This window comes from Streptomyces sp. WM4235 (assembly GCF_001279725.1).
In the GTDB taxonomy this organism is placed as follows: Bacteria; Actinomycetota; Actinomycetes; order Streptomycetales; family Streptomycetaceae; genus Streptomyces.
In genome coordinates, this window is the sequence record NZ_LGDE01000046.1 from 64,271 (window position 1) to 84,850 (window position 20,580).

Below are 20,580 nucleotides of genomic sequence, written 5' to 3' on the forward strand. Positions count from 1 at the left end.
AACCGGCCTACCGTGGAGGTATGGCCGGTCGAGAGCAGCAGCGCACGCACGAGACGGTGGCCCCGCAGGCCGGGCACGAACAGCAGTCGTGCCCGGCCTGCGGGCGTTCCGTGGACACGGTGGTCCGACGGCGCAAGTCCCTCGGGATCTTCGTGCCGCAGTGGGGCCCGGGCTCATGCAAGAACCCGGACTGCTCCACGTACGTCCCCAGGGAGGTCTAGGCCTGGCGGAACCGGTGTGACCTAGCCCTTGGTGCCGAGGCCGGAGGCGACGAGGCCGTTGGCCCAGAGCTGGTTGACGCGCGAGCGCTCGGCGGAGTTCGGGTTGGGGTTGGTGCACGAGGTGCCCGGCCCGCCGCCCGACATCAGCTCGCTGCACGGCCCGGAGTAGTGGTCCGGAAGACCCAGCACGTGGCCGGTCTCGTGCGCGGTCACGCGGGTGGAGTCGTACTGCTGGTTCTGCCGGTAGTCCAGGAAGATGTAGCCCCGGCCGTGCCCGTCGGTGCTCGCGTACGAACCGCGCGAGTCGTTGCCCTCGCGGTACGAGAAGTTCCCGCCGGAGGACACCTCCTGCAGTCTGACGTTGCTCACCGAGCTGTTCCAGATCTGGGTGGAGCGGGATATCTGGCTGCGGAAGCTCGGCGCGCTGCGGGTGTTGTACGTGACGGTCACCGCGAGGGCGCCCGGGTTCGCGGCGCGCTGCTCGGCCACCGAAGCCCGCACGGCCTGGAAGAAGGCCTTCGTCGCGGCGTCGTTCTCCGCCGAACGCTCGTACGCGGCGTAGCTCGCGGCATTGCCGACGGGCGCCGGGGCGGCGCTCGCGGCGGGGGCGACCGAGGCCAGGGCGGCGGCCAGGCCGAGGCCGATGCCGCCGGCCAGGAGGGACTTACGGGAGTGGCGCATGTGGGGGGCTCCTACTCATCCGGTGTGGGGGGTGGGTCGTTCGGTACCGGAGTCTGCGGGAGCGGAAGGGGTCGGCGGATGATGTCAGCCATCGATAACGCCGGGCTATCGGGAAGTTTTCGGTAGGTCAACTAGCGTGAGAATGGCGGGATTCGGGGGGCTATCAGCGACTGGTGCGGCGCCGTGCGCCCGCCCTACTCTCGGGTCATGGAGCTCGAGGTGAGGCACCTGCGCGCACTGTGTGCCATCGCGGACGCCGGCAGCCTGCACAAGGCGGCGCGGCAACTCGGCGTGAGCCAGCCCTCGCTGACGACCCAACTGCGCCGTATCGAACGGGCCCTGGAAGGGGAACTGTTCCTGCGCGAACGGACCGGATGTCGTCCCACGCCATTCGGCCGTACCGTGCTCGGTCGGGCGAGACCGTTGCTCGCCGAGATGGCCGCCCTGGTGGCCGAGGCGCGCGCCGCCGCCCACGGGCCGCGGCTGCGGATCGGCTCGACCGCCAGCCGGGCGCTGCCGGGTTGGCTGCGCCGCCTGCACCGGCGCTCGCCCGAGACCGAGACCTCTCTGGTGGTCGACGTGTCGGCCAACGCGCTGCTGCGGATGGTGGCGTCGGGGCAGCTCGACGTGGCGTTCGTCCACGAGGTCGAGGGCAGTCCGCTGCGGGTGCCGCCCGGCCTGGAACTGCACGTGCTGATGGAACGCGAACCGCAGTTCGTGTCCATGTCCCGGGACCATCCCGCCGCGCGCCGGCCGGTGGTGGAATTACGTGACCTGGCCGCCGACCGCTGGACCGTCGACCCGTCCGTGGACGGCGAATGGGACGGTCTGCGGCGGGTCTTCGCCGGGGCCGGGCTCGACCCGCCCGTGCTGCACGCCGACTACCACACCGCGACCTCGCTGATCGTCTCCGGCGAGGCCGTCGCCCCCTGCCAGCCGACTTCCGGTCCCCGGGACGACATGGCCATCCGGCCGCTGTCGGGGGACCCGCTGGCGGTACGGCTGCTCCTGGCCACCCTGCCGGGTGCGCACGCCGAGGTGTACGAGGACCTCCGCGCGGCCTACCGCGAAGCCGCCCTGCGCACCCCGCCGTACCGGGCCTGGCTCCACCACCACGCGAGTCCCCTCCTGGCCGCCTAGGGGCAGGGGATCGCCCCCGGGCCCCGGCCCCCGCCCCCGGTCGTACCGAGCCGGGGCGGCGGCCCCCGTCGTCCGGCCTCCGGCCTCCGTCGTCCGGGCGTGCTCCGCCCCGTCCGCGCGCCGCGTCCGCCGCACGCGGCGGTTCCACATGCCCGAAAAACGGGGCAGATCATCGCAAAATGGGGATTTCAGGGAGGCGCTTGACTTCCCTCAACCGCGATATATCGTGTTACTCACAAGACGCGATATGTTGCGTGCGTCGAATCCGGTCCGTGAACGCACGAGGAGGATCAGCACCATGGCAGAGCAGATGACGTGGTCCGTCGCCGAACCCCAGAAGCTCACCTTCGAGCAGCCGGTGACCGAACTCCGCGTCCGTGTCGTCGGCGGGACCGTGAACGTCGTCGCCTCCGACGAGGGGCCCGCCCGCCTGGAGATCGCCGAGGTCGACGGCCCGCCGCTGCACGTCGTGCACGAGGCCGGCGTGCTCACCCTCTCCTACGAGGACCTCCCCTGGAACGGTTCCCAGGGCATCAAGGAGTGGTTCGAGAGCAAGCCCTGGAAGTCGTGGTCCGGTGGCGACGGCCGCAAGGCCTGGGAGCGCTCCGTCACGGTCACCCTCACGGTGCCCGCCTCCACCTCCGTGCAGCTGGCCGCCGTCAGCGCCACCGCCTTCGTCTCCGGCATCAGCGCCGACATCGACGTCAACGGCGTCTCCGGCGACACGACCCTGGTCGGCCTCTCCGGCAAGGTCAAGGTGAACACCGTCTCCGGCGCCGTCGAGGCCCAGTCCGTCACCGGTGGGCTCGGCTTCCACTCGGTCTCCGGCGGCCTGACGGTGGTCGACGGCGCGGGCGGCAACGTCCGGGCCGACTCCGTCAGCGGCGACATGCTCATCGACCTGGCCCTGGACCCGATCGCGCCGAGTCCGGTGGACATCTCCCTCAACTCGGTCTCGGGCCAGGTGGCGATCCGCCTGCCGCACCCGGCCGACGCGCGGGTCGAGGCCAACACCGCCACCGGAGGCGTCTCCAACGCCTTCGAGGACCTGCGGGTCTCCGGCCAGTTCGGGGCCAAGCGGATCACCGGCACGCTCGGAGCCGGCACCGGCACCCTGCGGGCCACCACCGTCTCCGGCGCCATCGCGCTGCTGCGTCGCCCGGCCGGCGACACCGGCGACACCGTCGCCCCCCTCGCGCTCGACAAGAAGGTGCTCTGACATGCCGCCCGTCTTCGCCCACGGCCGACTCCGCCTCTACCTCCTCAAGCTGCTGGACGAGGCCCCGCGGCACGGGTACGAGGTGATCCGCCTGCTGGAGGAGCGCTTCCAGGGGCTGTACGCGCCCTCCGCGGGCACCGTGTACCCGCGGCTGGCGAAGCTGGAGGCCGAGGGGCTCGTCACGTACGCCACGGAGGGCGGGCGCAAGGTGTACTCCATCACCGAGGCCGGTCGCGCCGAACTCGCCGACCGCGGCGGGGAACTGGCCGACCTGGAGCTGGAGATCCGCGACTCGGTCTCCGAACTGGCCGCCGAGATGCGCGACGACGTCCGGGGCGCGGCGGGTGACCTGCGGCGCGAGATGCGCGCGGCCGCCGCCTCCGCCACGACGACCCGGGTCGAGGACGAGGGCTGGAAGGCCGCCAAGGAGGAGCTCCGCAAGGCGAAGGCGGAGTGGAAGGAGCAGGCGCGGCGGGCGAAGGACGAGAGCCGCCGGGCCCGCGAGGAGGCCCACCAGGCCCGCCGTCAGGCCAAGGAGGCCCAGGAGCGGGCCCGCGAGGAGGTCCAGCGCATCGCGAGCCAGCTCCAGGAGCAGTTCGCGAAGTCGAGCGGGGTCCTGGGCGGCCTGGCCGGGGCCTGGCTCGGCGGGGGCGCCCCCGCCTCCGCTCCCGGCGCGTCGACCGCGGCCTCGGACGTGGGCTCCACCTGGGCCGAGGACCTGACCCCGAGCGCGGACCCGATCCGCGACCTGGACCGGCTGTTGGACCGCTTCCGCGACGAGATCCGCGACGCGGCCCGCGACCACGGGGTGAGCCCGGCCCAGTTGGCCGAGGCCCGCGCGCACCTGGCCGTCGCGGCGACCCGGGTCACGGCGGAACTCCGTCCGGACCCGGCGTAGCCGTCGTCAGGCCGCCAGACCCCGTTCGGCGCCGGCGAGGGTGACGCCGTGGTCCGCGAGGACCTCGGCGACCGTGCCCGGACGGGAGAGCAGGGCCAGCAGCAGGTGCAGGGTGCCGATGTGGCGGTCCCCCCGCCCCAGCGCGATCCGGAGGGACTGCTCCAGGGTCTTCTTCGCGCCCTGGGTGAAGGGGACGTGCCGGTTGTCCGACTCCGGGCGGCCCAGGGCCGAGCGGAGCGAGGCGCCCAGGCCCCGCCTGCGGGGCGCCGCGCCCGACAGGGCGCCCTCGCCGTGGGTCTCCTCGATCCGGGTGACGATCTCGGTGAGGTCGATCCCGAGACCCGCCAGCGCCTCTTCGTCGGCGCGGGTCATGCCGCCCCGGCGGCGGGCCTCGGCGAGGCCCGCGGTCACCGCCGCCCGGTCCACGCCGAGCGGATCCAGCGCGCCCTGCGCGAGCAGGGCGAGCAGCAGGTGTTCCTCGGTGACGGCGCCGGCCCCGGCCCGTCGGGCCTCGGCCACCGCGCCCGTCACCGTGGTGCGTGCCTCGCTCGTGAAGCGTTCGAACATCAAAGCCTCCCGTGCTTCTTGTGCACGGCCTGCCGGGTGACTCCCAGCTCGGCCGCGATCTCCTGCCAGGACCATCCCTGCGCGCGGGCACTGCGTACCTGTACGGCCTCCAGCTGCTCCAGCAGCCTTCGGAGGGCGGCCACGGCACGCAGGCCCACGCGCGGGTCACGGTCGCCGGCCCGTTCGGCGAGATCGGTCGCTTCGGTCATGCATGTCAATGTAGGTTGACGCACGGGAGGGTGTCAACCCCGGTTGACGTGCGGGGTGCGGGGCGGGGGAGCGGGCCGTCAGACCGTCAGGACCACCTTGCCGAAGAGGTCTCCGGACGCGAGCTTCTCGAAGCCCTCGCGCGCCCGGTCCAGCGGCAGCACCTCGTCGATGACCGGCCGCAGGCCCGTGGCCGCACAGAAGGACAGCAGGTCTTCCAGCTCGTCCTTCGAGCCCATGGTCGAGCCGACCACCTTCAGCTCCAGGAAGAAGATGCGGGTCAGTTCCGCGTGCGCCGGGCGGTCGCCGCTCGTCGCGCCGGAGATGACCAGGGTTCCGCCGGGCCGCAGGGACTTGATCGAGTGCGACCAGGTGGCGGCGCCGACCGTCTCGATCACCGCGTCCACCCGCTGCGGCAGTCGGGCCCCCGGCTCGAACGCGTCCACCGCGCCCAGCTCCACCGCCCGCTCGCGCTTGGCCTCGTCCCGACTGGTGGCGAAGACGCGCAGGCCCGCCGCCTTGCCCAGGGCGATGGCGGCGGTGGCGACCCCGCCGCCCGCGCCCTGAACCAGGACGGAGTCCCCGGGCCGCACGCCGGCGTTGGTGAACAGCATCCGGTACGCCGTCAGCCAGGCGGTGGGGAGGCAGGCGGCCTCCTCGAAGGACAGCTCGGCGGGCTTGCGCAGGACGTTCCAGGCGGGGACGGTCACCTGCTCGGCGAAGGTGCCCTGGTAGCACTCGGTCAGGATCGAGCGCGGCTCGTCGGGGCCGACCCCGTGGCCGCTCTGGCCGATCACGGAGTGCAGGACGACCTCGTTGCCGTCCTGGTCGATCCCGGCGGCGTCGCAGCCGAGGATCATGGGCAGTTTTTCCTCGCCGAGGCCGACTCCGCGCAGCGACCACAGGTCGTGGTGGTTGAGCGAGGCGGCCTTGACGTTCACGGTCACCCAGCCGGGGCGGGCCTCGGGGGCGGGGCGGTCGCCCAGCTCAAGGCCGCTCAGCGGCTGGTCTCGGTCGATTCGGGCGGCGTAGGCAGCGAACATGCCGCCAGACGCTACCGCTCGGTAGCCGGGCCTGACCAGAGGCGTCAGGTCGGCGGGGGAGTTGAGCGGAATGGCCGATCCATCCCCAAGTACCCGCCGTACCAGTTGGTTTGTGCGGCGAGGGCGCCCAATCGGAACGTCGGGATCAAGTCGGGATCGGGGGTAACATTCTGGCCGTGCGGTGATGCTCGCCATGAGCCTGTCATTTTCCGCCCGTGGTCCCGTCCGGCGCTCTCGCCCGACGGTGACCCCTCATGACCGCCCGGCTCGACCGGGCGACGGACGGAGCGACCCCTCCCGGTTCGGGGGCCGGGAGGGTGCGTTCTCGGCGCGGACGCCGGCCCTTCACGCTCGGGCACGTCCGCCGGGCCGGCCCCCCGATGCCGGGGCCCGGACGCGATGAAGGCCCGGCCGGAGTGGATCCGACCGGGCCTTCACCCGTACAGCTCAGTGTCACGAACGGACCGTGACGGTCAGACCAGACGGGCCACGCCGTCGGCCTTCGCCGCCGCGGCGACCGCGGCCGTGACGGCCTCGGCGACGCGCGCGTCGAACGGAGACGGGATGACGTAGTCGGCCGCGAGCTCGTCACCCACGACGCCGGCGATGGCGTCGGCGGCGGCGATCTTCATGCCCTCGGTGATCCGGGTCGCGCGCACCTTGAGGGCGCCCGCGAAGATGCCCGGGAAGGCCAGCACGTTGTTGATCTGGTTCGGGAAGTCCGAACGGCCGGTCGCCACGACCGCCGCGTACTTGTGCGCGACGTCCGGGTGGACCTCCGGGTTCGGGTTGGCCATGGCGAAGACGAAGCAGTCCTTCGCCATCGTGGCCACCGCCGCCTCGGGGACGGTGCCGCCGGAGACGCCGATGAAGACGTCCGCGCCCGCGAGGGCGCTCTCCAGGGAGCCGGTCCGGCCCGTCTTGTTGGTCAGGCCCGCGATCTCCGCCTTGACGTCCGTCAGGTCGGAGCGGTCCGCGGAGACGACGCCCTTGCGGTCGGTGACGCACACGTCGCCGATGCCCGCGTCCACGAGGATCTTGGCGATGGCGATGCCCGCCGCGCCCGCGCCGGAGATGACCGCACGCAGGTCGCCGAGGGTGCGACCGGTGAGCTTCGCCGCGTTGCGCATGGCGGCCAGCGTCACGATGGCCGTGCCGTGCTGGTCGTCGTGGAAGATCGGGATGTCCAGGGCTTCCTGGAGCCGACGCTCGATCTCGAAGCAGCGGGGCGCGGAGATGTCTTCCAGGTTGACCCCGCCGAAGGAGGGCGCGAGACGGATGACCGTCTCGATGATCTCGTCCGTGTCCTTGGTGGCGAGCGCGATCGGGACCGCGTCGACACCGCCGAACTGCTTGAACAGGATCGCCTTGCCCTCCATCACGGGGAGGGAGGCCTCGGGACCGATGTCCCCGAGGCCGAGAACGGCCGTGCCGTCCGTGACGACGGCGACCACGTTGGACTTCCAGGTGTACTCGTTGACGAGTTCCGGGTTCTCCGCGATGGCGCTGCAGACCTTCGCCACACCGGGCGTGTACGCGAGGGACAGGTCGTCCTTGTCGCGGACCGGCACGGTGGCCTGCACGGCCATCTTGCCGCCCCGGTGCAGCGCGAACACCGCGTCGGGGTTGTTGTCCGTCACGCTGTCGCTGCGAGGATTGACGATCTCCGCTGCCACTTTCTTGACCCCTTAAGTCTTTAATCGTTGAGGGTGGCCACTCCTGGTTAAGGGGTGGGCGGGCACCGCGTCCGTGCTCCGCATCGACGGTTGGCCCGTCTCCGCGAAGAGGGAGGTTCGTACGCGCGGGCGCGCCGCACGCGCGCCCTGAGCCCCGGATGAGGGGTGTAAGGATCTGTTCTACCCGAAGAACGCTCGCTCAGACGAGTCGATTCCCGCTCGATCGTAGGCCGCTTGTCCGCGTTTTGGCGAAAAGTCCAAACCTTGCTGTCCAATGGGCGAGACGCACCGCAAATACTGCGGAGAAAAGCCCTGGTCACAGCGCATAATCCCGCCGCGAAGCCCGTTCCCCGCAGTCCTGTTGGGCACCCCGGGTCGCCCGTTATCCGATTTTGACCTGACGGGCACCCTGAATGTCTCAGTCCGAATGGCAAGATGCCGTAATCACACAACGTCGCGACACTCGATGGTGCGTGCCCCGACCGTTCTCGGATGCTTTTTTCCCCACTGCCGGAGGAACCAGCTCATGACCGCAAGCACCACCCGTCGTACGACCGCCGCCCGGTCCCGGATCGCCGCGGCCGGTGCGATCGCGGTCGCCGGCGCCCTCATCCTCACCGGTTGTGGCGACCAGACCGACAAGGCGACCACCAGCCCGTCGGGTGCGGCGAACAGCGGCGCGCCGCTCTTCTCGAAGCTTCCGAAGAAGATCCAGGACGCCGGTGTCATCAAGGTCGGCACGGACGCCACCTACGCGCCGATGGAATTCACCCAGGGCGGCAAGATCGTCGGCGTCGACCCCGGTGTCGCCGACGCCATGGCCAAGCAGCTCGGTGTGAAGTTCCAGTTCGAGTCGGGCACCTTCAACACCCTGGTCGGCAGCATGCAGACCGGGCGCACGGACATGGTCATGTCGTCGCTGACGGACACCAAGGCACGCCAGGGAGGCCTGGACGAGAAGGGCGCCAAGACCGGTGCCGGTGTCGACTTCGTCGACTACTTCTCCGCCTCGACCGGCATCCTCGTCAAGAAGGGCAACCCCGAGGGCATCAAGACCCTCGACGACCTCTGTGGCAAGAAGGTCGCCGTCCAGCGCGGCACGACCTACGAGCAGTCCGCCAAGGACCAGTCCGGGAAGTGCAAGGCTGCCGGCAAGGGCGAGATCGCCATCGAGTCCTTCGACACGGACGCCGAGGCTCAGACCCGAGTGAAGGCCGGCGGCGCCGTCGCCGACTTGAACGACTCCCCGGTCGCCGCGTACATCGCGCAGACCGCTGGTGGAGGCAACGACTTCGAGGCCGTCGCCAACCCGACCGACGCCGGCCTGTTCGGCATCGCGGTGGACAAGAAGAGCACCGAGCTGCGCGACGCGCTCAAGCAGGCCCTTGACGCGGTCATCAAGGACGGCACCTACAAGGCCGCCCTGGACAAGTGGAACGCGGGCTCCGGCGCCGTGACCGAGGCCAAGATCAACGCAGGCTCCTGATCTCCGCGCACCACCGCAGCACACTGAAGGGCAGTCACCGTGACTGACAAGCTCGACAAGGTCCCGGGCCCGGCGGACACCCCGCCGCCCGGGGCCGTCCCCCCCGAGGCGATCAAGGCCATTCCGGTCCGCCACTACGGCCGCTGGATCAGCGCGGTGGTCGTCATCGGTCTGGTCGTGGCGCTCGCGCTCGCCTTCTCGCAGGGCAACGTGCGCTGGGCGACCGTCCCGGAGAAGCTGTTCGACCCGACCATCATCCGCGGCGTCGGCAACACCATCTGGATCAGCGTCGCCTCAATGGCCCTCGGTCTGGTGCTCGGTGTTCTCTTCGCCGTGATGCGGCTTTCGAAGAACCCGGTCACCAGCACCATCGCCTGGTTCTACATCTGGCTCTTCCGCGGCACCCCGGTGTACGTGCAGCTCCTCATCTGGTTCAACCTCGCCCTGATCTTCCCGATCCTGAACCTCGGGTTCTACAAGGACGAGATGACCCAGGTCATGACGCCGTTCCTGGCCGCCCTGCTGGGACTTGGTCTCAACGAGGGCGCGTACATGGCGGAGATCGTCCGGGCCGGCATCCAGTCGGTCGACGAAGGCCAGACCGAGGCCTCGCACGCGCTCGGCATGACCCGCACGCAGACCATGCGCCGGGTCGTGCTGCCGCAGGCCATGCGGGTGATCGTGCCGCCGTCGGGCAACGAGTTCATCAACATGCTCAAGACCTCGTCGCTCGTCGTCGCCGTGCAGTACTTCGACCTGCTGCGCGCGGCCCAGGACATCGCGTCCACCTCGTTCGCGGTGATGGAGATGTTCTTCGTCGCGTCGATCTGGTACCTCGCCCTGACCAGTGTGTTCAGCGTCGGCCAGTACTACCTGGAGCGCCGCTACGCCCGTGGTGCGCTGCGCTCTCTGCCGCCGACGCCGCTGCAGAAGATCAAGGCGAAACTGTCCAGCTTCTCGAACCGCAAGGCGGTGGCCTGATGACGACTGCCATGGTGAAGGCCGAGGGCGTCCACAAGTCCTACGGTGCGGCGCACATTCTCAAGGGCATCGACTTGGAGGTCGCCCCGCGTGAGGTGTTCTGCCTGGTCGGTCCCTCCGGCTCCGGCAAGTCGACGTTCCTGCGGTGCATCAACCACCTGGAGCAGGTCAACGCCGGACGGCTGTACGTCGACGGGCAGCTTGTGGGCTACCGCCAGAAGGGCGACAAGCTCTACGAGCTGAAGGACAGCGAGGTCGCGGCCCAGCGCCGGGACATCGGCATGGTCTTCCAGCGCTTCAACCTGTTCCCCCACATGACGGCCATCGAGAACGTCATGGAAGCCCCGGTCATGGTCAAGGGCGAGTCCAGGGCGGTGGCGCGCGAGCGTGCCACGAAGCTTCTGGACCGCGTCGGCCTCGGGGACAAGGGCGGGAACTACCCCACCCAGCTCTCCGGCGGTCAGCAGCAGCGCGTGGCCATCGCCCGCGCGCTGGCCATGGAGCCGAAGCTGATGCTCTTCGACGAGCCCACCTCCGCGCTCGACCCGGAGCTGGTCGGTGACGTCCTCGACGTCATGCGCGACCTCGCCGAGTCCGGCATGACCATGATCGTGGTCACCCACGAGATGGGCTTCGCCCGCGAGGTCGGCGACAACCTCGTCTTCATGGACGGCGGCGTGGTGGTCGAGTCCGGCCATCCGCGCGAGGTCCTGGGCAACCCGCAGCACGACCGGACGAAGGCGTTCCTGTCCAAGGTGCTGTGACCGATCGACGCACGGGAGGGGCGGTACGGATTTCCGTACCGCCCCTCCCGTCGTTCCCGGACCGGCCGCCCGGGCGCGGGGCCTACTTCAGGCCGAGGACCAGCGCGTCCGAGGGGGAGCGCCAGACCGTGCGGGCCTCGGCGAAACCGGCCTCGCGCAGGGTGCGGGCGTGCCAGGCGTCGTCCGGGGTGTCCCCGTCGGCGTGCTCGCCGAATATCTCGTAGCGGCGCTTCGTCGGCTCGGCGAGCAGCGGGTCGGCCGCTGCCAGCGCCCACCAGCCGGCCCAGTCGACGGCGCCGGCGGCCCGGGCCCGGTCCATGCCGGCGTGCCGTTGGGCGCGGTCGGCGGCGTTGAGCCGCGGGGTGGTGGGATCGGGCATGTGGTCGGCGTTCATGAAGACCCCGCCCTCGCGCACGAGCGGGGCGATCTGCCCGTAGAGCACCGTGAGCCGCGGGCTGTGCAGCCAGTGCAGGGCGGTGGCGGTCAGTACCGCGTCGTACGTGTCGTGCGGCAGCGCCGCGGTCCAGTCGGGGTCCTTGAGGTCCGCGGTCACGAAGGTGACCCGGGGGTCGCCCTCGAAGTGGCCGCGGGCGATCGTCAGCAGGGCCGGGTCCAGGTCCACGCCCGTACTGCGGGCCTCCGGGAACCTCTTGAGCACGCGGTCCGTGATACTTCCCGTACCGCACGCGAGATCCAGAACCCGGGGAGCGGGTCCCACCAGTGCCTCGACCATGTCCAGCATCACCCGGAACCGCTCCTCGCGGTCGGGCATGTACCACTCCTGCTGCCGGTCCCAGCAGGCCTGCCAGGCCTGCCAGTCCCCGACGGCCACCGGATTCGACGCTTCGGTCATCCCGAACCCCTTTATGCGTAATACCCTCGAACGTGTAGTAGCTGTTACCGCAGACCCTAATCCGCAGCCGTAAGGACTACAAGTGGAACTGGCCCATTACTCGGACTATGCCGTGCGCCTGGTCAACACCGAGGAGCCGGCCCGCAGCAAGGACTCGCTCACCTCGGTGGACGCCGTCCGCGCGCTCTTCGGGGCCAGCACCCAGATGGCCCGTCGGGTCACCGACACCGACGTCACCCGCTTCCGCAACGTCCGCGGCCGGCTGCGCTCCGTCTTCGAGGCCGCCGACGGCGGCGACCACGTGCTCGCCGTCGACCTGCTGAACTCCCTGCTCATGGAGTTCCCCGTCAGCCCCCAGGTCTCCGGGCACGAGACCCTCGACGACGACGGCCGCCCCGACTGGCACATCCACCTCGCCGAACACCCCTCGAACGCCTCTGCCGGCTACGCCGCCATGGCCTCCTTCGGGCTGGCCTTCCACCTCACCGCGCACGGCCCGGAGCGCCTGGGCCTGTGTCAGGCGGCGCCCTGTCGCAACGCCTACCTCGACACCTCCACCAACCGGTCCCGTCGCTACTGCTCCGACCGCTGCGCCACCCGCGCGAACGTGGCCGCCTACCGGGCCCGCAAGCGCCTTGAGGCGGACGAGTCCGCACGCAGCGGACGCACCGCCGAGACCGCCCAGGACAGCCAGGTCCTCAGCGAACGCTGACCCTCCGGCCCCGAGGGCCGGGGCCGCCACCGCGCCAACGCCGTCGCCAGCACCAGCTCCGCGGGCACCGTCCCGTAGTCGGTGCTGTCGCCGGTCTCGTTGAACGGGTTGTCCCCGAGCACCCACCAGCCACCCGACCGCCGCTCCACCGCGCGCTTGACCACCAGCAGGTCCTGCTGGAACGGGTGCCGCAGGACGACCACGTTCCCCGGACGCACGGGCGCCCCGTACCGGACGACCACCTGATCCCCGTGGACCAGCGTCGGGACCATCGACGGCCCGTACACGTCCACCACGCCCAAGCGCTTCCAGGCGCGCTTGTCCTCCACCATGAGCGACCTCCTCGTCCCCTCCGCATGCTGCCGCATGGGTCCGTACATTCGCTCACCGCGGGCGCCGCGACGCTGGACTTTTGTCCTAAGCCCGCAGGGGCGCCCGCGAATTCCGGTCGGCCAGCGAGTAATCTCCCCCTTGAGAAGACGATCACGAGGAGGACAAACTCCATGCTTTCCCGCCTCTTCGCCCCCAAGGCGAAGGTCTCCGCCCACTGTGACCTGCCCTGCGGCGTGTACGACCCGGCCCAGGCCCGTATCGAGGCCGAGTCGGTCAAGGCCGTCCAGGAGAAGTACCAGGCCAACGACGACGCGGACTTCCGCGCCCGCGCGATCACCATCAAGGAGCAGCGCGCCGAGCTGGCCAAGCACCACGTCTCGGTGCTGTGGAGCGACTACTTCAAGCCGCCGCACTTCGAGAAGTACCCCCAGCTCCACACGCTGGTCAACGACACCCTGAAGGCCCTCTCGGCCGCCAAGGCGTCGAACGACCCGGCGACCGGTCAGAAGGCGCTCGACCTGATCGCCGAGATCGACCGCATCTTCTGGGAGACCAAGGCCGCCTGATCCAGGCCCGCGTCCCCATGACGAAGGGGCCCGACCGTTTCCGGTCGGGCCCCTTCGTCATGGGTGCCGCGAGGGACGTCGGGAAGTCCGCGGGGGACCGCCCGGCACCTGCTATTCCTCGTCCTCGTCCTCGTCGTCGAGACGCGCCAGCCAGGTGGCCAGCCGCTCCACCGGGACCTCGAAGTCCGGGTTCAGGTCGACGAAGGTGCGGAGCTGCTCGGCGAGCCACTCGAAAGTGACCTCCTCCTCGCCGCGCCGCTTCTCCAGCTCCTCGATGCCGCGATCGGTGAAGTACAAGTCGGGCTCCGTGCCGTGATGAAGGTGTGCGTGGGGTGTTTCCCGCCAGGATAATCCCGGCTCGCGGCCAGGGCTCCCGCCCTCCCCGGCCCGCCGCTAGCCTGGATGGTCACGACCTGAGGGGGCGGGGGATGCAGGACGGGCGCACGGGCGGCGCCGCGCGCGCCTTCGAGCTCCTGGAGCCCCTCGTCCGGGCCGCCACCGTACGCGTGCACGCGCCCCCGGACGGGTATGCACTCCCCGGCAGCCACTGGTCCGGTCCCACATGGGGGAGCGGCTTCTTCATCGCCCCCGGCTGGGTCCTGACGTGCGCGCACGTGATCGGCGAAGGGGGTGCTGCGGTGCGCCTGGTCGGACGCGAGGTCGGCATCTCCTTCTGCTCCGGCGGCGCCGGAGGCCTCCCGGGCGCCGGCGCGGTCACCGGAACGGTCGCCGGGCGGGTCGAATGCGTGCTCCCGGAACGACTGGAGGAACGCCGCCCCGGCCGGGGCGCCCTGTGGGACCTGCCGGACCTGGCCCTGATCCGGGTCCTCGCCCCCGTCTCGCACGCCTGCGTGTGGCTGACCGACCGGGCCCGACCCCGCATCGACGAGGCCGCGTACTTCGGCTGCACCGAGGACCTCGGGATGCGCGAGATCACCGGCCGCACGACCCGACTGCGCGGCACCGCCGCGGGCGGCGCGGCGATCCGGCTCGGCGACGAGGACGAGATCGAACCCGGCATGTCCGGCGGCCCCGTCGTGGACCTGGCGCGCGGCGAGGTCATCGGCGTGATCAAGGCCCGGCGGCACGCGGGCGGCGGCGGCCTCGCCGTGTCCGTGGCCCAACTGCGCACCCTGCCCATGGCCGCCACCGGGCAGATCGGCCTGTACCGCAGGGTCATGCAGGCCCACGACCTCTACCACTACGACCAACACCTCAGCGACCTCGACAGCCGCCGGACCTGGACCGACGTCCACGACGAACTCCCGGGCGAGGAACAGGACCCCCACGGCGGCCGGGGCCGGCTCACCCGCCTCACCCCCGCCGAGCGCACCACCCTGTGCGGACTCCTCGCCGAACTGCCGCCCCCCGGCTCCTCGGAGGCGGTCCGGGCGCTCGCCGAGGCCGCCCGCGGCGAGGAACCCGACACCGGGCTGCCCGCCCCGCTCAGCTGGCGCGACGGCCTCGGGCTGCTGCACGATCCGCCGGGCGCCGGCGGGGAGGCCGCCGCGATGCTCCGGTACGCGACCGACGTCAGCGTCGCCGACCACCGCGAGCCGCCCTCCCCGGGCGCCGACGAGGAACTGTGGGACTGGGTGCGCACGACCGCGGAGCGGCTGTGGCGGCCCCTGCGGCGCGAACTCGGCGAGCGCCGCGACCGGGGCCTCGCGGACCGGGAACTGCGCCGCCGGGCCCGCGCCGGGCAGACGGTCCGGGGGCGGACGCGGGCGGCCGGCGGCCTGCCGGCGGGCCCCTCGGTCCTCCTGGAGGTGTGGGCGCACAGCTGGGAGGAGGTCTACGACTGGCGGGTCTCGGTGCTCGTGGGTCCGCAGCGGGTCACCCCGCTGGACTCCGGCACCCGGGTGAGCCCGGCCCGCCTGGCGGCGGCCTCGCGGGCGGCGCTCGCCGAGGGGTTCCGGCGGTGCGACACGCACGAGGCGACCGCGCTGCTCGAAGTGGCCGTCGCCCCCGAGCTGTTCGGGCTGGCGGTCGACGAATGGCCGGTCGCGGGCGGGATCCCGGTGGGCGTCCAGCGGCCGGTGGTGTTCCGGTACCCGGGCGACGGGACGCCGCGCGACGCCGGCGCGGCGGGACCGGGCGGACGGTGGGCGCGCGTCCAGGAGGGCCCGCTCCAGGGGCGGCGCGCCGACTGCTTCCGCGGCCGTCAACGCAGCCCCTCACCGGCCTGGTTGGCGGGCCTGGTCGACAACACCGTCCCGGTGCTGTGCCGGGACGCGGCCGCCGAGCCCACCCTGGGGGCGCTGCACGCGGTGCGCGACGCGGGGTACGGGGTGCTGGTGTGCCGGCGGCCACCGGCCGACCCGGGGCAGTCGTGCGCGCCGTTCCACCGCGGGCTGCGCGAGGAACTCGCCGGGGCCGGACGGGCGGCGGTGCTGCCGCTGCGGTTGAAGGCCCTGCGGGGCCGGGCGCACGGGGCGGACCCCGACGCCTACTGGGCCGCCGGGATGACGCTGGTGTGGGAGGACCCGGGACGGGCACTGCCGCAGGACGAACCGCTCCAGGGGGACCTGTGACGGGCCCTCCCCGGAGGTGCCCCGGTCCGCCGCCGCGGTGGCGGGCGGGGTCGGGGGACCCGGGGCGGCGCCGGGAGACGTCCCCCGACGGCACGGGAACGGTGCGCACTGCACGGGAGGAGCGGACGTGAACGAGGAATGGCTCATCTACCGGGGCGTCGGTGAACCCCACGACGGCATCGACGCACTCCCCGACCCGCCCCCCTGGCGGGACTTCGACGGCGGGCCCGCCCTGGAGGCGGGCGGCCCCGGCGCGGTGGCCGACGCGAACGTGGCCCGCCGGCTCGGCGCCCACCGACAGGCGGCGGAGATGCACCGGCCCGAGCCCGAGGAACTGGAGGCGGTCAACGCCGCGCTGTACCTGCGCCGGCCGCTGCTCGTCACCGGCTTCCCCGGAACGGGCAAGTCCACGCTCGCGCACGCCGTCGCCCACGAACTGAGGCTCGGCCGCGTCCTGCGCTGGCCCGTGGTCTCACGCACCGTCCTCCAGGACGGCCTGTACCGCTACGACGCCATCGCCAGGCTCCAGGACGTACAGATCGCGGCCGGCGGCGGAAACCCCGGCGGCTCGCCCGGGATCGGGAAGTACATCCGGCTCGGACCGCTCGGGACGGCGCTGCTGCCCACGGAACGACCCCGCGTCCTGCTCATCGACGAGATCGACAAGAGCGACATCGACCTGCCCAACGACCTGCTGAACGTGCTGGAGGAAGGCGAGTTCACGCTGCCCGAGCTGGAACGCGTCGCCGACACCGAGCCAGAGGTGCGGGTGCTCACCGACGACGGCGCCAAGGTGGCCGTCCGGGACGGCCGGATCCGCTGCCGGGCCTTCCCCTTCATCATCCTGACCAGCAACGGCGAACGGGACTTCCCCGCCGCCCTGCTGCGCCGCTGCATCCAGCTCAAGCTCGGACAGCCCGGGGAGAAACGGCTCGCCACGATGGTCCGCGCGCACCTGGGAGAGGAGGCCGCCCGGCTGGGCGCCGACCTGATCCGCGAGTTCCTCAGCCGCTCCCAGACCGAACTCGTGGCCGCCGACCAACTGCTCAACGCCATCTACCTCACCCACCACGCGGCCCCGCCCACCCGGGAGGACCTCGCCGACCTGCTCATCCAGCGCCTCGACCGGCCGAGGTGACCCCCGTGCCCCCCGCCTCCCCCACTTCCCCCGCCGAGCCGATCCGTGAACTGGCCGCCCTGTTGCGGGCCGCCGGGCTCGACCCGTCCGCCGAGGAACTGGCCGACGCCCTGTGGCTCGCCGGGCGGACCGCGGGACCGCCGGGGGAGCCCGGCACCCGGCCCGCGCGCGTGCGCCGCTCACGGACACCCGCACGGGCCGACTCGACGCGACCACCCCGGACGCCGGAGCCCGCGCGGGAGGACACCGACCCCGAGGACCCGGTCACGCTGTATCCGGCGGGGCGCCGGTTCCCCGGCGCCGAGGTCGAGGTCGAGGCCCCGGCGGGGCTGCCCGTACGGGTGCCCGGCGCGACCGCGCTGCCCCGGATCATGGACGTCCAGCGAGCCCTGCGCGCCCTGCAACGGCGCCGGCCCGCCGCGCCGGCCACCCGTACCGTGCTCGACGAGGCGGCCACCGCGGAGGCCAGCGCCCGGGCGCTCGGGCTGGTCATCCCCGTGCTGCGGTCCGACAGCCGGCGCGAGGCCACCGTCCGGCTGGTCATGGACGCCTCCCCGTCGATGGCGGTCTGGCAGGACCTGTTCGACGAACTGCGCTCCGTGTGTGAACGCCTGGGCGCCTTCCGGGACGTACAGGTCCACTACCTGCACCGGCTCGGCGACGGGACGGCGCTCATCGGACGCGGCCCCTCGCCGGGAGGCGCGCTGCGGTCCGGGGAACAACTGCGGGACCCCACCGGGCGGACCCTGACCATGGTGGTCTCCGACTGCGCCGGCCCCGTGTGGCGCGAGGGCGAGGCGCAGCGGCTCCTGTACCGGTGGGCCGAGTGCGCCCCCTGCGTCGTCGTACAGCCGCTGCCCCAGCGGCTGTGGGGCCGCAGCTGGCTGCCCACCGAACGCGGGGAACTCTCCCGGAGCGAGGGCTGCGGGCGCACGCTGCGGTTCCGCCCGGAACGGCCGCCCCGCCCCGGCCGCCCCACCGGCGGGCTGACCGTGCCCGTCCTGCCGCCCCACGCCCACGCCCTGGGCGCCTGGGCCCGGCTCGTCGCCGGCCTCGGCACCGGGCCCGTGCCCGCCGAGGTCGGGCGGGTCCTCGCCGACCATCCGGCGGCCCCCGCGCCGCCGCCCCGGGCCGCGCGCCCGCCGCGCGAACTGGTGAGCCGCTTCCGCTCGTCGGCGTCCCCCGGAGCCGTACAGCTCGCCGTCTACCTCGCCGCGGCGCCGCTCACCCTGCCCGTGATGCGGCTCGTGCAGCGCACGATGCTCCCCGACTCGGAACCCTCCGACCTCGCCGAGGTGCTGCTGAGCGGGCTGCTGCGGCGGGGGCCCGACAGCGGCTGGTACACGTTCGTGCCGGGCGTGCGGGACGTGCTGCTGGGGCCGCTCGGGCGGGACGAGGCCGCCCTGGTCCTCAAGCACTGCTCGGAGTACGTCCTGGCCCACTTCGGACGGGGCGTGCGCAACTTCCCCGCGCTGGCCGTCTCCCAGCTCACCGGCGCGGCGGTGGACTCCGCCGAGGAGCGGATGCCCGCCGGCCGGCTCCCGCAGGCCTTCGCCCAGGTGTCGGCGAAGGTCGTACGGCGCTACCTGCCCGGGCCGCCGCCCGATCCGGCCGAGGCCCCGCCGCCGCCCGCGACGCCCGCCGTCGCCGCGCGGGAGCAGGCCCTGCGGACCGCCCTGGCCCGGCCGCTCGACGGCGGACAGCGCGGACTGTACGAGACCGTCACCCTGCTGCGCCGGGCCGTGGCCGCCCCGCCCGGGCCCGACGACCCGCCGGGCGAGGCCGAGGCCGAACTGGCCGGGGCCCTCCTGCGGTTGTGGGCCCTCCAGCGGGACCCGGAACTGCTCGCGGAGGCCGAGCGGGCCGTCGAGGGACAGGCCGCCGCCCGGTCCCGCGCCCTGCTCGGCCGGGTGCTCTACGAACGGGCCCTCGCCGGGGTCGCACCCGACGGCGGGCTCCCCGACGGCGCGCTGCTGGAGGCGGCGGACCGGGAGTTCACGGCCGCCGGCGCCGCGCCGGGGACCGACCGGGCGCTGCGCCTGGACTGCGCCGTGCGCCGGGCCCGCACCCTGGTCCGGCTCGGAGAACTGCGCCACGACCCGGGGGCGCTGCGCGAGGCACGGGCCGCGCTGGAGGCGCTCGCCGACCCCGACGAGCCCGCCGCCGCGGGGGAGGCCGAGGCGCGCCGGGCCCGGGAGCTCGGGCGGGTCCTGCTGGCCCTGCTGCCCCACACCCCCGACCCGACGGAGCGCGCGGCGCTGGCCGAGGAGGCCGCCGCCCGCCTCACCGCCGACCCGCGGGCCGACCCGGAGGCACGCGCCCGGGTACGCGTCGAGCGCGCCGCGGCCCTGAGCCACCTGCCCGGACGCCTGGAGGAGGCCGCCGGGGAACTGGCCACCGCGCTGACCGAGACCGGCGAGGCCGGAGCGCGGGTGGCCGCGCTGGTGTGGCTGGCCCGCGTGCACCGGGCACGGTACGCGCGGGACGCGGACCCGCGGGCGCTGGAGGACGCGGCCGAGGCGTACGGACGGGCCCGCCGGCTGATCCCCCGCGACGGGGACGCCTTCGGGGAACTGCTGCCCGAGTGGGGCGACGCGCTCCTGGACCGGGCACGGGCGCCCGACGCCGAAGCCCACCGGTTCGCGTCGACCGCCGTGCGGGTCCTGCGCGAGAGCCGGGCCGCCGTGCCGCAGTCCGACCCCCGCGCCGGGCACCGGCTGCGCCGCCTCGCGGCGGGCCTGCGGCTGCGGCACGCCTACGAGGGCGACGTGGTGGACCTGCGGGAGGCGGAGTACCTGCTGGAACTGGCCGCCCGGCACGGCCGCGGCCCGCTGGAGCGGGCCGGGGCCTGGCGCGAGCACGGTGACGTCCAGCGGGAGATCCACGGGCACACCCGGGCCGTCGACCGGCTCGACCGGGCGGCGGACTCCTACCGCCGGGCCTGGCGGGAGGCATCGGAGACGCAGCCGGGGCCGGACCGGGAGGCGGCGCTCCGGCTGGCGGTGCGGGCACAGGAGCTGCGGGGGGAGGTGCTGGAGCGGCTGGCCCGGCCGCGCGCCGCACTCGACGCGTACCGCTCCGCGGTGGAGCTGTGGCAGGGACTCGGGGGCGGGGACGCCGAGCGGCGGACCGAGCGCCTGCGGGCGCGCATCCGTGTACTGGAGGCCGGGCTGTGACCGCGTCCCGCACGCCGGTGCGACCGGTCCGGGCCGGCCCCGGTGGGCGGCGCGGGGAAGAGGGTCGGCGAGCGTCCGGCCCGGGACACGACAGGGGGGCGGACGAGAGATGGTGACGGGACGACAGGAGGCGACGACCGGTGTCCGGAGGTGTCCCGGGCGGTTGCCGGACCTGTCCGGGCTGGATCTGACCGCGTTGCGGGAGATCGAGCATCCGGTGCTGGCCGAGGTGATGAAGGGCATGGTCGAGCGGGTAACCCACCCCGCCGAGATCCTGAACGCCTTCGACTCGGGCATCACCTGACGCAAACCCACCACGGCTGACGACCAAGGGAGTTGACCACTTTCCGCCGTTAGTCCGGGCCGTCCGAAGGGCAGGGATGGA

General features: G+C 72.9%; 21 protein-coding genes. 13 read left to right on the forward strand and 8 right to left on the reverse strand.

Annotation, left to right across the window (positions count from 1 at the left end):
* Nucleotides 1–20: 20 nt before the first annotated feature.
* Nucleotides 21–221 (forward strand): hypothetical protein, encoded by a 201-nt coding sequence (locus ADK55_RS06230; RefSeq protein WP_053676445.1) that lies wholly within the window; start codon nucleotides 21–23, stop codon nucleotides 219–221.
* Between the two features lie 21 nt (nucleotides 222–242).
* Here ADK55_RS06230 and snpA read toward each other — a convergent pair whose 3' ends face one another.
* The gene (gene snpA / locus ADK55_RS06235; protein WP_053676446.1) at nucleotides 243–902 is read right to left on the reverse strand and encodes a snapalysin; all 660 of its coding nucleotides are present in this window, start codon (nucleotides 900–902) and stop codon (nucleotides 243–245) included.
* A 207-nt stretch (nucleotides 903–1,109) separates the two neighbouring features.
* Between snpA and ADK55_RS06240 the strand changes: the two genes are divergently transcribed.
* The 3 genes from ADK55_RS06240 to ADK55_RS06250 all read left to right on the forward strand — a co-directional run bounded on the left by ADK55_RS06240 (nucleotide 1,110) and on the right by ADK55_RS06250 (nucleotide 4,159).
* The gene (locus tag ADK55_RS06240; protein ID WP_053676447.1) at nucleotides 1,110–2,042 is read left to right on the forward strand and encodes a LysR family transcriptional regulator; all 933 of its coding nucleotides are present in this window, start codon (nucleotides 1,110–1,112) and stop codon (nucleotides 2,040–2,042) included.
* 298 nt (nucleotides 2,043–2,340) lie between these two features.
* Nucleotides 2,341–3,261, forward strand: coding sequence for a DUF4097 family beta strand repeat-containing protein (locus ADK55_RS06245; RefSeq protein WP_053676448.1), 921 nt, complete (start codon nucleotides 2,341–2,343; stop codon nucleotides 3,259–3,261).
* A 1-nt stretch (nucleotide 3,262) separates the two neighbouring features.
* The gene (locus ADK55_RS06250; protein ID WP_053676449.1) at nucleotides 3,263–4,159 is read left to right on the forward strand and encodes a PadR family transcriptional regulator; all 897 of its coding nucleotides are present in this window, start codon (nucleotides 3,263–3,265) and stop codon (nucleotides 4,157–4,159) included.
* A 6-nt stretch (nucleotides 4,160–4,165) separates the two neighbouring features.
* On the opposite strand, the gene ADK55_RS06255 is transcribed toward ADK55_RS06250, so the two are convergent.
* The 4 genes from ADK55_RS06255 to ADK55_RS06270 all read right to left on the reverse strand — a co-directional run bounded on the left by ADK55_RS06255 (nucleotide 4,166) and on the right by ADK55_RS06270 (nucleotide 7,652).
* Nucleotides 4,166–4,726, reverse strand: a complete 561-nt coding sequence (locus ADK55_RS06255) for a Clp protease N-terminal domain-containing protein (RefSeq protein ID WP_053676450.1) — start codon at nucleotides 4,724–4,726, stop codon at nucleotides 4,166–4,168.
* Nucleotides 4,726–4,935: a hypothetical protein gene (locus ADK55_RS06260; protein ID WP_053676451.1), complete on the reverse strand. Its 210-nt coding sequence runs from the start codon at nucleotides 4,933–4,935 to the stop codon at nucleotides 4,726–4,728. The genes ADK55_RS06255 and ADK55_RS06260 overlap by 1 nt, the downstream gene beginning before the upstream one ends.
* A gap of 78 nt (nucleotides 4,936–5,013) precedes the next feature.
* Entirely contained in the window at nucleotides 5,014–5,976 is a 963-nt protein-coding gene (locus ADK55_RS06265; protein ID WP_053676452.1) for a zinc-binding dehydrogenase, read from the reverse strand.
* Nucleotides 5,977–6,449: 473 nt separating this feature from the next.
* Complete coding sequence (locus tag ADK55_RS06270) at nucleotides 6,450–7,652, reverse strand: NAD(P)-dependent malic enzyme (RefSeq protein ID WP_053676453.1); 1,203 nt, start codon at nucleotides 7,650–7,652, stop codon at nucleotides 6,450–6,452.
* A gap of 526 nt (nucleotides 7,653–8,178) precedes the next feature.
* Between ADK55_RS06270 and ADK55_RS06275 the strand changes: the two genes are divergently transcribed.
* The 3 genes from ADK55_RS06275 to ADK55_RS06285 are packed head-to-tail and all read left to right on the forward strand — an operon-like array spanning nucleotide 8,179 to nucleotide 10,883.
* Complete coding sequence (locus ADK55_RS06275; protein ID WP_053676454.1) at nucleotides 8,179–9,138, forward strand: ABC transporter substrate-binding protein; 960 nt, start codon at nucleotides 8,179–8,181, stop codon at nucleotides 9,136–9,138.
* A 39-nt stretch (nucleotides 9,139–9,177) separates the two neighbouring features.
* The gene (locus tag ADK55_RS06280; protein WP_053676455.1) at nucleotides 9,178–10,119 is read left to right on the forward strand and encodes an amino acid ABC transporter permease; all 942 of its coding nucleotides are present in this window, start codon (nucleotides 9,178–9,180) and stop codon (nucleotides 10,117–10,119) included.
* The gene (locus ADK55_RS06285; RefSeq protein WP_323178902.1) at nucleotides 10,119–10,883 is read left to right on the forward strand and encodes an amino acid ABC transporter ATP-binding protein; all 765 of its coding nucleotides are present in this window, start codon (nucleotides 10,119–10,121) and stop codon (nucleotides 10,881–10,883) included. The genes ADK55_RS06280 and ADK55_RS06285 overlap by 1 nt, the downstream gene beginning before the upstream one ends.
* An 82-nt stretch (nucleotides 10,884–10,965) precedes the next feature.
* On the opposite strand, the gene ADK55_RS06290 is transcribed toward ADK55_RS06285, so the two are convergent.
* The gene (locus ADK55_RS06290) at nucleotides 10,966–11,736 is read right to left on the reverse strand and encodes a class I SAM-dependent methyltransferase (protein ID WP_053676457.1); all 771 of its coding nucleotides are present in this window, start codon (nucleotides 11,734–11,736) and stop codon (nucleotides 10,966–10,968) included.
* An 82-nt stretch (nucleotides 11,737–11,818) separates the two neighbouring features.
* Between ADK55_RS06290 and ADK55_RS06295 the strand changes: the two genes are divergently transcribed.
* A complete protein-coding gene (locus ADK55_RS06295) occupies nucleotides 11,819–12,448 on the forward strand; it encodes a CGNR zinc finger domain-containing protein (protein WP_053676458.1) in 630 nt (209 codons plus the stop codon).
* Here the strand turns inward: ADK55_RS06295 and sodX are convergent.
* On the reverse strand, nucleotides 12,352–12,780 hold the full coding sequence (gene sodX, locus ADK55_RS35995; RefSeq protein WP_078998553.1) for a nickel-type superoxide dismutase maturation protease: 429 nt from the start codon (nucleotides 12,778–12,780) through the stop codon (nucleotides 12,352–12,354). The genes ADK55_RS06295 and sodX overlap by 97 nt on opposite strands.
* A gap of 171 nt (nucleotides 12,781–12,951) precedes the next feature.
* Here sodX and sodN point away from each other — a divergent pair, with 171 nt between their 5' ends.
* Nucleotides 12,952–13,347 carry a superoxide dismutase, Ni gene (gene sodN, locus ADK55_RS06300; RefSeq protein WP_030036761.1) on the forward strand — a complete coding sequence of 132 codons (396 nt, stop codon included), beginning with the start codon at nucleotides 12,952–12,954 and terminating at the stop codon, nucleotides 13,345–13,347.
* Nucleotides 13,348–13,458: 111 nt separating this feature from the next.
* Here the strand turns inward: sodN and ADK55_RS06305 are convergent, their stop codons facing one another.
* Nucleotides 13,459–13,644 carry a DUF6104 family protein gene (locus ADK55_RS06305; RefSeq protein WP_030190019.1) on the reverse strand — a complete coding sequence of 62 codons (186 nt, stop codon included), beginning with the start codon at nucleotides 13,642–13,644 and terminating at the stop codon, nucleotides 13,459–13,461.
* Between the two features lie 131 nt (nucleotides 13,645–13,775).
* On the opposite strand from ADK55_RS06305, the gene ADK55_RS06310 reads away from it, so the two are divergent.
* From ADK55_RS06310 to fxsA, 4 genes are all read left to right on the forward strand, one after another.
* Nucleotides 13,776–15,881 (forward strand): trypsin-like peptidase domain-containing protein, encoded by a 2,106-nt coding sequence (locus ADK55_RS06310; RefSeq protein WP_053676459.1) that lies wholly within the window; start codon nucleotides 13,776–13,778, stop codon nucleotides 15,879–15,881.
* A 127-nt stretch (nucleotides 15,882–16,008) separates the two neighbouring features.
* Nucleotides 16,009–17,019 carry an AAA family ATPase gene (locus ADK55_RS06315; RefSeq protein WP_053676460.1) on the forward strand — a complete coding sequence of 337 codons (1,011 nt, stop codon included), beginning with the start codon at nucleotides 16,009–16,011 and terminating at the stop codon, nucleotides 17,017–17,019.
* Nucleotides 17,020–17,024: 5 nt separating this feature from the next.
* The gene (locus ADK55_RS38350) at nucleotides 17,025–20,195 is read left to right on the forward strand and encodes an SAV_2336 N-terminal domain-related protein (protein WP_053676461.1); all 3,171 of its coding nucleotides are present in this window, start codon (nucleotides 17,025–17,027) and stop codon (nucleotides 20,193–20,195) included.
* 163 nt (nucleotides 20,196–20,358) lie between these two features.
* Entirely contained in the window at nucleotides 20,359–20,499 is a 141-nt protein-coding gene (fxsA, locus tag ADK55_RS35510; protein WP_063839454.1) for an FxSxx-COOH cyclophane-containing RiPP peptide, read from the forward strand.
* Nucleotides 20,500–20,580 lie beyond the last annotated feature (81 nt).

Bases quoted from the DNA above. Each gene is read 5' to 3' on its own strand.
- ADK55_RS06230 (WP_053676445.1), top strand. From the start codon at position 21: ATGGCCGGTCGAGAGCAGCAGCGCACGCACGAGACGGTGGCCCCGCAG.
- snpA (WP_053676446.1), bottom strand. From the start codon at position 902: ATGCGCCACTCCCGTAAGTCCCTCCTGGCCGGCGGCATCGGCCTCGGC.
- ADK55_RS06240 (WP_053676447.1), top strand. From the start codon at position 1,110: ATGGAGCTCGAGGTGAGGCACCTGCGCGCACTGTGTGCCATCGCGGAC.
- ADK55_RS06245 (WP_053676448.1), top strand. From the start codon at position 2,341: ATGGCAGAGCAGATGACGTGGTCCGTCGCCGAACCCCAGAAGCTCACC.
- ADK55_RS06250 (WP_053676449.1), top strand. From the start codon at position 3,263: ATGCCGCCCGTCTTCGCCCACGGCCGACTCCGCCTCTACCTCCTCAAG.
- ADK55_RS06255 (WP_053676450.1), bottom strand. From the start codon at position 4,726: ATGTTCGAACGCTTCACGAGCGAGGCACGCACCACGGTGACGGGCGCG.
- ADK55_RS06260 (WP_053676451.1), bottom strand. From the start codon at position 4,935: ATGACCGAAGCGACCGATCTCGCCGAACGGGCCGGCGACCGTGACCCG.
- ADK55_RS06265 (WP_053676452.1), bottom strand. From the start codon at position 5,976: ATGTTCGCTGCCTACGCCGCCCGAATCGACCGAGACCAGCCGCTGAGC.
- ADK55_RS06275 (WP_053676454.1), top strand. From the start codon at position 8,179: ATGACCGCAAGCACCACCCGTCGTACGACCGCCGCCCGGTCCCGGATC.
- ADK55_RS06285 (WP_323178902.1), top strand. From the start codon at position 10,119: ATGACGACTGCCATGGTGAAGGCCGAGGGCGTCCACAAGTCCTACGGT.
- ADK55_RS06290 (WP_053676457.1), bottom strand. From the start codon at position 11,736: ATGACCGAAGCGTCGAATCCGGTGGCCGTCGGGGACTGGCAGGCCTGG.
- sodX (WP_078998553.1), bottom strand. From the start codon at position 12,780: ATGGTGGAGGACAAGCGCGCCTGGAAGCGCTTGGGCGTGGTGGACGTG.
- sodN (WP_030036761.1), top strand. From the start codon at position 12,952: ATGCTTTCCCGCCTCTTCGCCCCCAAGGCGAAGGTCTCCGCCCACTGT.
- ADK55_RS06310 (WP_053676459.1), top strand. From the start codon at position 13,776: ATGCAGGACGGGCGCACGGGCGGCGCCGCGCGCGCCTTCGAGCTCCTG.